Here is a 13,067-nt window from a genome sequence, read left to right as displayed (position 1 = left end):
GTTCCTTAGTTTTGTTCTAAGTTTGTAATAGGGTAAAGCTCGCTAACTTCAGTTTGCTGCTTGATGTTCTCCAGTTCTTCCTGACTGGTTAGCCCTACGCCGACTTGACTAACTGCCAAGGCAGAAAGTGCTGTAGCGAAGCGCAATAAATCGTTTTTCGGCATCAGTTGCATGTGGCCCCAACACAAGCCAGCAACTAGCGTATCGCCTGCGCCAACGGTGCTTACCACATTCATTCGAGGGGGTTGTGCACGAAGCCATTTGCCTTGGTTTAGCCACATCACACCGTCAGCGCCCATCGACACAACAATGTTCTCGATGCCTTTGTCACTCAGTGTTTGCGCGGCGGCTTGGCATTGTTCTGGTGTTTCTAGGTGTTCGCCAACAAAATCACCAAGTTCTTCATCATTAGGCTTAATCAACCATGGGTGAGCCTCAATACCTGATTTCAATGCGGCTTTACTGCTGTCGAACAACACCTTTTTGCCTTGTTGATGCAGTGCTTTTATCCACGCAGAACATTGTTCGGCGGTTACGCCTCCAGGTAAGCTACCTGCAAGCACAAAGTAATCGTGAGTCTTTGCGAGACGGAATAGCGTCTCCTCAAAGCGAGCAATTTCGTCAGCCGTTACTTGAACACCAGGGAAGTTAATGTCACTAACGTTGCCATTAGCCTCAACGAGCTTGACGTTGATACGAGTTGCACCTTGTACTTCTACAAACTCGTTCTTGACGCCGATGTCATTGAAAAGCTGATGGAATAGCTCAGGGTTATCTTTACCAAGAAAGCCGGTAACCGTGACATCTGCGCCTAAATCGCTCAACACTTTTGCTACGTTGACACCTTTACCTGCAGCATGGAGATTGCTTTGCTGCACTAGGCTCACGGAACCAACGTTTAGCTCATTTACTGAACCTGTTAAATCCAATGCCGGGTTGAGCGTAATAGTGACAACTTTACTTGTTTTGTTCGTCATATCGGCTCCTTAACCTTCACCAAGGCCAGAAGCGATAGCATTCCCGATAGACTCCAAGGCTTGCGGTGCATCAGGGCCTTCCGCAGTAAATTGAAGTTGATGACCGTGCTTAACGCCAAGCGCAATGACTTTCATTAGGCTCTTCGCGTTTACTGTTTTGCCATCACCGTCTAGGTTGGCAACGCGAATAGTGGATTCAAATTTTTTCGCTTCCGCCACTAACATTGCACCCGGACGAGCATGTAAACCATGAGAGTTTTTGATTTTAAATACAGCGGTATTGCCTTCTTCTGGGGATGCGGCTGTGACTTCTTCACCTTTAAACAAAGCAAGAATCTGTTCTACTGATGCATCTAAAAGCTTGCCGTGCTCATTGTTAAACACGATATTAGAAAGCGTTTTTAGGATAGGCTGGTGAGCATTGTTACATGCCGCAAACGCGACAAGTGCACGCACTTTTTGACCTTCATATTCGCAGTCGTTTGCCGTCGAGACAAATGACACGCCTGTGCGAGTTACATGTTTGTCACTGCCAATTAACCAAAGGCCATTACCTAAGTGAGTTGGTGTTTTGGTAACGAGATCTGCGACGAACTCGTTATCAGCACAGCCCGTGTTTTTCAAAAGACCACCAGCAACAGCACTCATTTGTAGCATATCGCTCGCAGGGAACATAAGTTGAATTAAAGAGGCGTCAAAGTCTGCTTCAAGCTGAACATCACCATGGAGCAGGGCAATAATCTCGTCTTCATTTTTTGCATTACGTAGGCGTTCTTCTACGCCGTCAGCGCCTAGCACTTTCGTTAGCTGTTTAAGAATGCCAAGGTGCTCATCAGATTTAGCAGCAATGCCGATAGCGACGAATACCGTGTTACCATCGCCCCAGTCGACACCTTGTGGAAAGTGGTGCACAGCAACACCCGTTGTTTTCACCATTGAGCGAGTGTCAGTCGTCCCGTGCGGGATGGCAATACCGTTCCCCAAAAACGTAGAGTTTTGGTTTTCACGGTTTAGCATGCCTTCCACATAACCTTGTTCAACAAGGCCTTTGTCTGTCAGGCTTTGCGCAATATTCTTGATTGCTGCAAACTTATCTGTCGCTGATTGCGAGAGGGTAATGTCGTTCTTATTTAGCTTAAGCATGGTGCTTCTCCAGCCTTAAGGTATCAATTTAAAAATGTATTCTGTGTGAGAAGTTGAACGCTGCTTCTGCTGAGCGCTTATCACTCCTCAAACCATTCTATTTTTCAAGCTAAATCGATTCAGCTTATTGGTAAATTTTTTAAAAGACTCAGAAAAACTATTTTAAAAACTGACGTTAACAAATGAGTCTTTGGCGCTGTCCTATAGCCTAGCCTACAAATTGGTTTGTTGTGTATTCAGGTGATTTACGTCAATTTTTAAGTTTTGCTGAATCCTTTCAGCTTTTATACTGAATCGGTTCAGCTTATAATTCAACTTATCGAAAGATCGCTGATGTATTAATATGATCGCGCGCACAGAATAAGGTTTAGAATATGACACTGGATGAAATAGCCAAATTAGCAGGCGTTTCTAAGACAACTGCAAGCTATGTGATTAACGGAAAAGCGCAGAAATACCGCATCAGCGAGAAGACTCAGAAGAAAGTGATGGCCGTTGTAGAAGAATACAATTATAAGCCAGATCATGCGGCGTCTTCTTTGCGAGCAGGTAATTCACGCTCATTTGGGCTTATCATCCCAGACTTAGAAAACACCAGTTATGCGCGTCTTGCAAAACTGATTGAGCAAAACTCGCGTAAAGCAGGGTACCAAATTTTAATTGGCTGCTCTGATGATGATCCTGATACAGAGCAAAAGGTGGCGGAAGCGTTAGTCAGTCGTCGCATTGATGCGTTGTTTGTGGCAAGTGGTATGCCCACTGCAAACGAGTATTATCTTAAGTTGCAAAATTCTGGTACGCCAGTTATCGCGCTAGACCGCCCAATGGATGATGAGCACTTTTGTTGTGTCATCAGCGAAGATTTTGACGCCGCACTTGAACTCACTCAGTCAGTACTGTCCGAGGATATAAAGTCCATTGGCTTAATCGGCGCATTGCAAGATCTTCAAGTTTCAAAAGAGCGTGAGCTCGGTTTTCGATCCGCTTCTCAACAAGGTGGCAAAACGGCAACAGTGGGTTATGGGCAGCACTTCTCCCGAGAAGAAGGTAAGAAAGTCTTAGAGAGATGGCTAGCAGAGAACGAGCTGCCAGATGCCATTGTCACAACGTCATACACACTGTTAGAAGGTGTGTTGGATGTGATGCTCGAAAAGCCAGAACTCATGAGCAAAGTTCGCCTAGCGACGTTTGGTGATAATCGACTGCTGGACTTCTTGCCAGTGAAAATCAACTCTTTACCTCAACAATTTGAGTTGATCGCGGACAGCGCAATGGAGTTAGCGCTCAACGCTTCCGCCAAACGTTATAAACCGGGTGTTGAGTTGATTCCACGTAAAATTGTTAAACGTCACTAAACAGGTTACTCAAAGCTTTACTTCAGCCGTCAGCGCCACAAATGCGTGGTCGCTGGCGTTTTTATCTCTGTCATAAATCGGGTTGATCAGATGTTGGTTAGACACCTGATAATCAACAACCTCGGCAACCGATATATCTGATAAGGTGTCAAACTCTTGAGAGAGCAAGATATAGTCGAGCACATTCCCAGTGGAAAAATGATAATGCGTAGCGGGGCGTTCATCCTTCAGAGCGTCACTTTGTAATGACCATCCATCTTTGAGTTGCAATTCAGTGACGCTGTCACCAGCATTGGATACCAATGCGCTATTAACACTGGTTAGAGTGATAGGTTGATTCATATCACCCATTAACACCGTTGGCATTGGCTCCTTTCTATACCTTTTTTGCATCGCGTCTCTTAACATCGCTGCTTCCCAACCTCTTTGCTGGGTGGATAACCAGCGCCCAATAATCGTGCTAGACGTTTCTGGTTGTTCTGAGTCGGCTGGGCGTTGAGATTTTAGATGCGTCACGTAAACGGCGATATGCCCAAGTACAGGATGTATGACTTGGGCATAGATAGGTTTGCGACTGAACTCTGGAGCAACACTTACTCCAAAAGGCTCAAGCGTTGCTAAGTCAAATTCTACCGCTTGTACTTTTTCGATTGGAAACCGAGATGCGATTGCCACAACAGGGCTTGAGTAAATGTACTCATCCTCAACATGTGGGGTGTCAACGGTCGCAAAGTAGGGGTAGCCGATGGTTGAAAAGAATGCGCGAGTTTGCTCAATACTGAACACCTCTTGTAAGCCAATCACGTCAGCTTCCAGTTTTTCAACTTGACGTTGCGTCCAAGCAAGTTTGTCTTGCCATTGCTCTAACGAGTAGATGTTTTCGAAATCATAGTAGGCATCAGGAGGTGCGACAAAATTAAACAAGTTAGCCGTGACAAAGGTAATTCTGCTTGGTTGAGACAAAGTATTCGCTCTTTTCAACAATAACTTGAAGAGTATATACCTTCAGACTGCGTAATTGCAGCTTCGTTTGAACCAAGCCTCGACATACAAGCTAACGAGCAGCAAGTTAAATGGGTTAAGAGGTACTCAAATGCCAAGGCGAATCGGTGATTGAGCATCGGCAGAGGTTTCTATTTTTAAGCATTGCGTTTAAACTTCAGGGCATCAAATAGTAAGAGTAAGTAACATGACCCAAGATTACGACCACGAAGAGTATTTAGAAGGCGAAGAGATTGAGATCGAAGCGATTGGCATCGACGTTGATGCGCATCCGATCGAACTGTACAAGCTTTTTAAAATCGCGAACTTGGTCAGCGGTGGCGGCGAAGCAAAGCATATCATCGAAGAAGGTTACGTCGCGGTGAATGGTGAGCTAGAAACACGTAAGCGCCGCAAGATGTATGATGGTGACTTTTTTGAGTTTAACCAGGAATATTATGTTGTGGTTTGCGATGCGCCAGTAACTGAACCTGAAACGGCAGAGCAAAAAGCGGAAAAGAAAGCGAAGAAAGAAGCGCAATCTGCACGTAAAGAGAAATCTCGCCAAAGCAAGTCAGCTAAAGGCTCTGGACCTAAGTCAACAGGCCGAAAAGCAGCGCATAAAGAGCGGAAAGCACAACAAAACGCGCTGTCGCAATCGGCGAAGAAAGGTAAGAAAGCTGAAAAGCCGCAAGCGACTCGTGATCCGAAGAGCGGACGTAACTCTATTGACTTTTTCTAAGCAAATTAATACCTAGCTAGGCATGTCATCGCCAAGCAAAACCCAAAAGCGCCGAGTATATATCGGCGCTTTTTTGGTTTTACTGTATCGTAAGGGGGTAGTGTCAATGCACTGTCGTCTCAATGTTTAGGCTATCGGTCCAGTGATGAATGGCGCAAGGCTTACCTAAGTAAAAGCCTTGGTAATAATCCAAATCAAGTTGATACATCGCTTGCAGCTGCACGTCTTCTTCTACCCCTTCTATGATCACTTTTGCTCCCATATGAGCCGCGAGCTCAACGGCGCTATGTATGGAAAAGGTTTCTCCGGCGCAGTAATCAAGTAGATAGGAGCGATCGATTTTTATGATGTCAGGGCAGAGCTGCTGAACACGTGCGATATCAGAATGTTGAGCGCCAAAATCATCGATAGCAAAGATAAAGCCATTCGCTCTCATTAACTGCACGGCTTTGATCAGTAAATCAGTATCACCGCATGATTCTTCGACTACTTCAAACACCACATCAGAAGGGGTCATACCCAAATCGGCAAGGCGCTTGTAAAGCAGGCCGTTGTCTTTAAAGCCCATGTCTTTGGTTAGGGTGAGTAGGGTTTGAGGCATGACATTGAGAAACAGTTTGATAGGCGTTCCTGCGAAACAGCGTGCAAAATTTCGAATGTGCATTGCTCTGGATAAAAACTCAACACACAATCGAAAGTAGGGATCGAGGCCATTGTTGGCCAGAAATACATCAGGACGAATTAACGAACCATCAATGCCACGAATTCGCAGTAGAGCTTCCATTCCAATAATACGCTGGTGCTTATCAAAAATCGGCTGATAAACACTGTGAAAAGTGAATTGATTGAGAACTACGTAATATTCACCAAGATTATCTTGCTTAATGTATCGCTCGTAGTCCGATTGATTCTTTAACTCCATGAAAAACGCCGAAAATTTAGCATCTTTTCAATGTAACAGGATGCAATTCTGATTTGAAGATTCAAATGTGTCTAATTACATATACAGTTGAGTTAATTTGAAATGGATTCCGATTTTGCTTCAATGTGGCGAAAAATAAGTGACAACCCAAAACAAATCAAAAAGTAAGCAATGCCGACAATGAGCCAAATTTCAAAGATATAGCCTGATGAATTTGCCATTTCGGTCCCAACGAAAGTCATTTCTTGTATAGAAATTAGCGAAACGATGGAGGTGTCTTTCACCAAAGAGATGGTTTGACCGGCAAGTGCAGGTGTTATTGCTTTAAGCACCTGTGGCGCGATAACGAATCGGTACTTCACCCATCGAGACAAGCCCAATGAATCCGCCGCTTCCCACTGTCCTTGGTCGATACTTTGTAAACCTGCACGCACCACTTCTGCAACGTAGGCAGAAGAGAGTAGGCCGACGCATAACACGCCAGAGGCAAGATTTTCCCAAAGGTTATAAGGCCCAAAAAGAAAGCTCTGTAGCGCATTTGGTTCGCCGTTATAGTTTCGTAGAAGATCTTCCAAACCGAGTAACGGGATCAACTGGTTAGAAATGAAAAAGTAAAAAATAAAAACAAAAACCAACGGTGGGATGTTTCTTACCAACTGGATAAATGTGTTTGCAGGTGTGCGCAACCAAACGGAGCGAGAGAAGCGTGCTAAGCCTAACAAAGTGCCAAGCACTAACGCGAAGCTGATGCCCCAAATACTGAGCCTTAACGTCGAAATCAAACCTTGGAAGAAGTAGGGCAAACCACCATCGGCTCTTGGCGTGAAAAGTAATTCAAGCGCCTCTTTCCACTGCCACAAATAATGCACACCAACAGCGGACCGATGGTACAGCCAAACGCCACCAATACCACAGATAATAAGCAGTAACCAATCTAGCGTGTTTAATCGCGATAGAAAGGAACCTGTGTTGGAATTAGTGGATACTGTGCGAGTGGTGGTTTGTTCGCCCAAAAATTTGACTCCGATAGATGATGAAAAAGTAAAATGGATGATTGGAAAGTATAGGCTCGCGAAGACCACGAGCCATTTAGATTACTGGCCTTGCGCGACTTGACCTTGCCAATCTAATGTCGAGAACCAGTATTCATAACGCTGTTTTAACCATCCATCTTGGGTTCTTGCTTCAATCCATTTATTGAAAAAGGCTTTTTTATCTTCTTCCCCCAAGCGAACAGCAAAGGCTTCGTTACCTTTTGATAGTCGCTCAGAGAATGGAAGGAATAGCTTGTCGCTGTGTTTCACTGTCTCATGTTCTGGTTTTGGGCTAGAAGCAATGACCGCGTGGGCGTTACCATTCAGCACCTCTTGGAACGCTTGCGCATCGTCATCAAATTGCAGAATCTTCGCTTTCGGGAAGGTTTCTCTGGCGACTTGAACGGTGAATGCGCCGCGCCGAGCCGCAATTTTTACGCGTCGTGAGTCAAAATCCGAAAATTCGCTAAAACCAGAAGCCAGCTCTTTATTTGCTGCTACTTGAACACCGGAGTGTGAATAGGGTTCAGTAAACAACACGCTTTTGGAACGCTCGGGCGTGACCGACATGCCACCGATGATCACGTCGAACTTTTTCGCCAGTAGTGCGGGAATAATGCCATCCCACGCGGTCGGTACAAATTCCACTTTCAAACCTGAATCTTCTGCTAAGCGTTTGGCAACATCGATTTCAAAACCGATTAACTCACCTTGCTTGTTGCGCATTGCCCAAGGGACAAATGTTGACATACCAACGCGCAAAGTGCCTCGTTCTTTGATTTGATCTACATTGGGTGTGGCAACATCTTCTTTCGCGATTGTAGGCATAGCGATGGCTAGCCCTAATAATGCAGTAATGGTCGCTTTGAATAACTTCATGTTATCTCCTTATAATTTGCGCCAACTTGCTCCGAGTTTGTGTTCTAGCCATGCAGACAAGCCAGAAAGTGATAGAGTGAGAGCAAGATAAATTGCTGCCACGGTAAACCAAATTTCAAACGGCATCGCCGTCTCAGAGACGATGTTGCGTGCCTGTGTTGTTAAATCAAAAATCGCCATCACGCTTACAATGGAAGAGTTTTTGATCAAAGAAACCACTTCATTGGTTAATGGCGGTAATGTGCGCTGTAAAACCTGAGGCAAAATCACGTCTTTGTAGGTGTAAAACGGCGACAGCCCGAGAGTTTGTGCTGCTTCGAATTGCCCTTTAGGAATACTGTTTAAACCTGCACGGAGTATTTCTGCAGTGTAAGCACCTTGGAAAAGGGATAAAGCCAAAACGGCGGTGCTGAATCGGTCCAAACCAATCACGGGGCCAAACACGAAGTAGAGCAAATAGATTTGCACCAACAACGGCGTGTTACGTATTACCTCGACATAAGTGGTGCCAATAACATTGCCGACTTTCGAATCGCTAAGCCTTAGTAATGCGGTGACCAACCCCAACACTAAGGTGAAGAATAGACTAATGGCCGAGATGTTAAGCGTGACCAATAGCCCATCGATAAGTTCGGCGGGCCACCATTCGCCATCTTCATAAAAAGCGATGTAATCAGGTACGCGTTCCCATTGCCATTGATACCCCATAGCGTTGGCACCAGAGTCTAACACCCACACAATCGCTATGAAGAGTAGCATCATTTGCAACAAAGCTTGAAGCACAGGTTTGATTACGCGAACTATCATCAGTAACTTAAAATTTGGTTCAAAAATGCTTGGGTTCGTGGATGCTGTGGCGTCTCAAATAAGGCGAACGGTGAGTTCATTTCCACGATTTGGCCTTCATCCATAAATACCACGCGGTTCGCTACTTTTTTGGCAAATCCCATTTCGTGCGTGACACAAATCATCGTCATTCCGCTTTGAGCCAGCTCAACCATGACATCCAACACTTCGTTGATCATTTCCGGGTCAAGCGCCGAAGTCGGTTCGTCAAAAAGGAGTAAGTCCGGTTCCATACATAAGGAACGGGCAATCGCGACGCGCTGCTGCTGACCGCCGGAAAGCTGGATGGGGTATTTGCTCGCTTGTTCTTCAATATTGACGCGCTTGAGGTAATGCCGTGCGCGTTTTTCAGCTTCTTGTTTTGACAATTTGAGTGTGCGAATCGGCGCTAAGGTGAGGTTTTCCAGTACAGTCAAATGAGGAAAAAGGTGGAAGTGCTGGAACACCATGCCGATTTTACCGGGCTTGAGAGATTTTGCGTGAGAAGGCTGGTCGAATACATGAAGTTGGCCTTCTTGAATCGATTCAAGATGGTTGATGCAACGAATGAGCGTTGATTTTCCTGAACCAGAAGGGCCACACACCACGACGATCTCGCCAGAATGCACGGAGAAGTTGATATCTTTTAGAGCGTGGTAATCGCCATACCACTTGTTTACGTTGCTAAATTCAACAACAGGAGTGTTCTCTTTCAAAGGGGCACGCTATAAAGGAAAAATATCCTTCTACAATAGCAAGTTGTGCGCATTATTTCATTAAGAACAAGCTTATATTCAGGTTCTAAGATTAAGAACCTGCTCACTTTAGTGTTTGATAAAGTAATGTTTTAAGAATTAGGCACAAAAGCTATTACTAATAAGTCAGTTCAACTGAGATACGGATAACGAACAACGATGGCAACAACAGACATCACCATCAATGTTTGTGCGGAATAGTAGGTCACCATGACGACTTGTCGCGAAAATACGGATCGTCCCCCGAAGCGTTCAAAAGCTAAGACGGTACCAGAAACGATGAAGATAAAGCTTCCGAGCACTGCAAATGAGGACGATTGTGTTTTTCCACTCAAATAATACTCGATAGCAGCCCAACACATGGTCATCAATACCAATATGTAGCTGGCAACCGGGAGCTTTTCTTGACCAAGGTCCGGTCGAAACAACCAATAGAAACACACACCGAGTCCAAATAAAGCAATAGGGAGCCAAGGCGTAAAATGCCAAGCGGACATGATGGTAAAACCGTAGCTATAGGAAAGATGGGCAGAGCAGAAGAGCACTAATCCGGTAATAAACTTATCTCTAGGGAGCATTAATAGTAGATCACCAAGCAACGAGAGCGATAAGCCAACCAAAATCCAATGCGTGTATGGCATATGATAGGCAGGAGACTGGATTAAAATCCCTAACATACAGAGCACTGGTAATGGTTTGGATACGTAGAAGACCCACTTAGGACCTTTACGGATACTGATGATATGTATGAATGCTAATACTACAACAACTAGCCACATAAAATGGATTCTCGAACAGACAAGCTAATGTAGTGGATAACTACAACAAATAAAAGGTCCATTAAATGAGTAAGTTAGACCTTTGAATTCAATTTTATTTTTGTTTGTGTAAAGCTAGACAGTTGTCTCTTTACTGACCTACACGATCAATGAGTTTGTAGGGATTAATCGTTATTTTGAGGAGTTCCCGAATTTGAACGTGATGAAGTTTACAAAATAGCATAAAAAAACGGTATTGTGACCGTTAAGTCACAATACCGTTAAACCCTAGAAAGGGCAGTGAACTGTTTTTGCTGTTAGGCAACAGCGAGTTCTAAAATTTCACGACTACGTTCAAGAGTAATCGCTTGGTTTTCACCGAGAACGGTCATTCCGTGTTTGTTGAGTTGTTCGATGATGGCATCGATCGCTTGTTCACGACTTTCACCATAGTTTTCTAGCTTAGTTGCGACATCAAGTTGATGATAAAACGCTTCGATCGCTTCGATGGTACGTTCAGCAAGGTCGTCTCCAGCTTCAAGTCCAAATACGTTGCGACCCATTTGCTCTAGCTTAGGACGTTTAAATTGAATTTGGTTGCGAAGTAGCGATGGTTGGACGATTGCAAGAGAACGTGCATGATCGACGCCCCATAGAGCCGTTAATTCATGGCCGATCATATGTGTCGCCCAGTCTTGTGGAACGCCACTACCAATTAACCCGTTCAATGCTTGGTTAGCAGACCACATTAAGTTTGCGCGCCACATATCGTCGTCTCGCTCGGCAAACTGTTCTCCGAGTGTTTTTAAGGTTTTCAGCAGTGTTTCTGCATAACCATCTTGAACCATTGCGCCGGTAGGAAGCGTCAAGTATTGCTCACATACGTGTACCCATGCGTCAACAATGCCGTTGATAAGCTGGCGTTCTGGCAATGTTTTCATTACATCCGGGTCTAACACCGCAAATTTAGGCTGTACTGCTGGAGACATGAACGGAAGTTTGTCTTGAGTTTCTTTTTTAGTGATAACTGCGCCCATGTTTGACTCTGAGCCTGTTGCTGGCAGTGTCAAAATTGCAGCTAGAGGCGTCGCTTCAGTGACTTGGTGTTTACCAATCATGATATCCCAGCCATCACCATCATACTTAGATGCTGCTGCTACGTATTTAGAGCCATCAATGACTGAACCACCACCTACAGCAAGAATAAAGTCAACACCATGTTCTTTTACCATTGCGACCGCTTTATCGAGCGTTTCTTTGGTTGGGTTGGGTTCAACACCAGAAAACTCTAGCCATTCATGTCCCTCTAGTGCTTCTGAGACTTGGTCGTACACGCCATTTTTTTTAATTGAGCCACCGCCGTATACCACTAAAACTTTTTGGTCGGATGGGATAGCTTCTTTGATTGCAGCGATTTGTTTTTGACCAAAGAAAATCTTGGTTGGGTTTACATAAGAAAAGTTCATTATTAGCCCTCTTGCTTCCAGTAAAGGAGATTGAATACGTGCATATTATTCCTGATTAACGTTCGTTAATAGGTCGATTTCTGCAAATAATCTGCCTATTTCTACAAAATTGATGCTCTTGAGCTAGAAAGTTAAAGTCGAGAGGAAGTATAGTGCACGAAATGATAATAGAGACCAAACTCGTTGGTCATTGATGGAGCGCTCGAATGCACACTCTCGCAGATATCATGCAGCAATATGTTGAAAAGCAGGGACTGCATGACTTAGAAGGTATGAAGAAAACCGCAATAGATGGCGTATGGTTTTATCGCAGTAGCAAAGGAAATCATCGCCAGCCGTTTGTCTATCAGTCTGGAATTATTGTTTTAGGGCAAGGACATAAGAACATTCATATCGGTGATACACCTGTCCAATATGGGCCCGATGATTACCTTGTCGTAGGAGTTCCCATGCCCCTGGAGTGCGAAGCGTTTGCGACAAACAATGAGCCTTTACTTGGCATCTCGATAGATATTTCGCCAACGCTTCTTCATAAGCTCGTTAAAAAACTTGAGGCTGAGAAATTCAGTAATAAGTGTCTGGACGCTACCCGTTGCGGCCTTAAATCGGTACGCATGAGCGAAGGTATGCTGGATGCATGCAAGCGACTAATGAGCGCGTTGTGTAATGAGCTAGATGTTGTCATGCTCGGTGATCTACTTCTTGAGGAAATTGTTTATCGCACTTTGGTAAGCAAAGAAGGGTATGTTTTATTTGACTTAGCACACCAAGAAGGCTCTTATGCTAGAGTGGCCAAAGCATTGAATCGTGTTCATCAAGCGTATCATGAACAGTTGAGCGTACAAACATTGGCTGAAGAAGCCAACATGAGTGTGTCTGCTTTCCATCAAGCATTTCGCAATGTCACGCTTGAATCTCCGTTGCAATACATTAAGAAAGTTCGACTTAATAAAGCGCGCGAGTTGATCCTGCTGGAGGGGAGACGAGTCAACGATGCCGCGAGACTGGTCGGGTACACAAGCCCATCACAGTTTAGTCGTGAGTACAAGCGACATTTTAATGAAACGCCAAGGTCAACAAAGGCTTAGTGATCTTTATTTCAAAATAACGACTTTTTTTGCCTTTTTTATTAATTTGCGAGTGACATATTTATTTGATTTATAAAATTAGTTACTGGTGCCAAATAATAGGTACGTTGTTGCAAGCATTTAGTGGATTGTTGCGAGGCGG

At 44.5% G+C, this 13,067-nt stretch carries 13 protein-coding genes; 3 read left to right on the top strand and 10 right to left on the bottom strand.

The genetic code is table 11. From position 1 onward, the window contains the following. Positions 1–5: 5 nt before the first annotated feature. Both pfkB and fruB read right to left on the bottom strand, forming a co-directional pair. Positions 6–977 carry a 1-phosphofructokinase gene (gene pfkB, locus NB463_RS10625; protein ID WP_256894230.1) on the bottom strand — a complete coding sequence of 324 codons (972 nt, stop codon included), beginning with the start codon at positions 975–977 and terminating at the stop codon, positions 6–8. 9 nt (positions 978–986) lie between these two features. Beyond that, complete coding sequence (gene fruB, locus NB463_RS10620; RefSeq protein WP_258431165.1) at positions 987–2,120, bottom strand: fused PTS fructose transporter subunit IIA/HPr protein; 1,134 nt, start codon at positions 2,118–2,120, stop codon at positions 987–989. Between the two features lie 374 nt (positions 2,121–2,494). On the opposite strand from fruB, the gene cra reads away from it, so the two are divergent. Beyond that, positions 2,495–3,475 (top strand): catabolite repressor/activator, encoded by a 981-nt coding sequence (gene cra / locus NB463_RS10615; protein WP_006742265.1) that lies wholly within the window; start codon positions 2,495–2,497, stop codon positions 3,473–3,475. Positions 3,476–3,484: 9 nt separating this feature from the next. On the opposite strand, the gene NB463_RS10610 is transcribed toward cra, so the two are convergent. Beyond that, on the bottom strand, positions 3,485–4,438 hold the full coding sequence (locus NB463_RS10610) for an endonuclease/exonuclease/phosphatase family protein (protein WP_048625007.1): 954 nt from the start codon (positions 4,436–4,438) through the stop codon (positions 3,485–3,487). A 226-nt stretch (positions 4,439–4,664) separates the two neighbouring features. Between NB463_RS10610 and NB463_RS10605 the strand changes: the two genes are divergently transcribed. Beyond that, positions 4,665–5,198 carry an RNA-binding S4 domain-containing protein gene (locus NB463_RS10605; protein WP_053808449.1) on the top strand — a complete coding sequence of 178 codons (534 nt, stop codon included), beginning with the start codon at positions 4,665–4,667 and terminating at the stop codon, positions 5,196–5,198. 103 nt (positions 5,199–5,301) lie between these two features. Here the strand turns inward: NB463_RS10605 and NB463_RS10600 are convergent, their stop codons facing one another. The 7 genes from NB463_RS10600 to NB463_RS10570 all read right to left on the bottom strand — a co-directional run bounded on the left by NB463_RS10600 (position 5,302) and on the right by NB463_RS10570 (position 11,837). Next, complete coding sequence (locus NB463_RS10600; protein ID WP_139060995.1) at positions 5,302–6,120, bottom strand: EAL domain-containing protein; 819 nt, start codon at positions 6,118–6,120, stop codon at positions 5,302–5,304. A gap of 92 nt (positions 6,121–6,212) precedes the next feature. Next, on the bottom strand, positions 6,213–7,133 hold the full coding sequence (locus tag NB463_RS10595) for an amino acid ABC transporter permease (RefSeq protein WP_258431164.1): 921 nt from the start codon (positions 7,131–7,133) through the stop codon (positions 6,213–6,215). 81 nt (positions 7,134–7,214) lie between these two features. Further along, on the bottom strand, positions 7,215–8,033 hold the full coding sequence (locus NB463_RS10590; protein WP_258431163.1) for a transporter substrate-binding domain-containing protein: 819 nt from the start codon (positions 8,031–8,033) through the stop codon (positions 7,215–7,217). A gap of 9 nt (positions 8,034–8,042) precedes the next feature. After that, positions 8,043–8,840 (bottom strand): amino acid ABC transporter permease, encoded by a 798-nt coding sequence (locus NB463_RS10585; protein WP_258431162.1) that lies wholly within the window; start codon positions 8,838–8,840, stop codon positions 8,043–8,045. Then, positions 8,840–9,574 carry an amino acid ABC transporter ATP-binding protein gene (locus tag NB463_RS10580; protein ID WP_237285069.1) on the bottom strand — a complete coding sequence of 245 codons (735 nt, stop codon included), beginning with the start codon at positions 9,572–9,574 and terminating at the stop codon, positions 8,840–8,842. Before NB463_RS10580 ends, NB463_RS10585 begins: the two co-directional genes overlap by 1 nt. 170 nt (positions 9,575–9,744) lie before the next feature. Continuing rightward, entirely contained in the window at positions 9,745–10,392 is a 648-nt protein-coding gene (locus NB463_RS10575) for a lysoplasmalogenase (RefSeq protein WP_104972557.1), read from the bottom strand. 296 nt (positions 10,393–10,688) lie between these two features. Next, on the bottom strand, positions 10,689–11,837 hold the full coding sequence (locus NB463_RS10570) for an iron-containing alcohol dehydrogenase (RefSeq protein ID WP_258431161.1): 1,149 nt from the start codon (positions 11,835–11,837) through the stop codon (positions 10,689–10,691). 206 nt (positions 11,838–12,043) lie between these two features. On the opposite strand from NB463_RS10570, the gene NB463_RS10565 reads away from it, so the two are divergent. After that, complete coding sequence (locus NB463_RS10565; protein WP_258431160.1) at positions 12,044–12,925, top strand: AraC family transcriptional regulator; 882 nt, start codon at positions 12,044–12,046, stop codon at positions 12,923–12,925. Positions 12,926–13,067: the final 142 nt, after the last annotated feature.

Origin of the sequence: Vibrio sp. RM-41-2B (assembly GCF_024744415.1) — a bacterium.
GTDB lineage: Bacteria > Pseudomonadota > Gammaproteobacteria > Enterobacterales > Vibrionaceae > Vibrio > Vibrio diabolicus.
The sequence above is the reverse complement of the archived record's forward strand: the minus strand, read 5'-3'. Positions and strand labels throughout refer to the sequence as shown.

Excerpts from the sequence above, each read along its gene's own strand:
- pfkB (WP_256894230.1), bottom strand. The coding sequence starts at position 977 with ATGACGAACAAAACAAGTAAAGTTGTCACTATTACGCTCAACCCGGCA.
- fruB (WP_258431165.1), bottom strand. The coding sequence starts at position 2,120 with ATGCTTAAGCTAAATAAGAACGACATTACCCTCTCGCAATCAGCGACA.
- cra (WP_006742265.1), top strand. The coding sequence starts at position 2,495 with ATGACACTGGATGAAATAGCCAAATTAGCAGGCGTTTCTAAGACAACT.
- NB463_RS10605 (WP_053808449.1), top strand. The coding sequence starts at position 4,665 with ATGACCCAAGATTACGACCACGAAGAGTATTTAGAAGGCGAAGAGATT.
- NB463_RS10600 (WP_139060995.1), bottom strand. The coding sequence starts at position 6,120 with ATGGAGTTAAAGAATCAATCGGACTACGAGCGATACATTAAGCAAGAT.
- NB463_RS10590 (WP_258431163.1), bottom strand. The coding sequence starts at position 8,033 with ATGAAGTTATTCAAAGCGACCATTACTGCATTATTAGGGCTAGCCATC.
- NB463_RS10585 (WP_258431162.1), bottom strand. The coding sequence starts at position 8,840 with ATGATAGTTCGCGTAATCAAACCTGTGCTTCAAGCTTTGTTGCAAATG.
- NB463_RS10575 (WP_104972557.1), bottom strand. The coding sequence starts at position 10,392 with ATGTGGCTAGTTGTTGTAGTATTAGCATTCATACATATCATCAGTATC.
- NB463_RS10570 (WP_258431161.1), bottom strand. The coding sequence starts at position 11,837 with ATGAACTTTTCTTATGTAAACCCAACCAAGATTTTCTTTGGTCAAAAA.
- NB463_RS10565 (WP_258431160.1), top strand. The coding sequence starts at position 12,044 with ATGCACACTCTCGCAGATATCATGCAGCAATATGTTGAAAAGCAGGGA.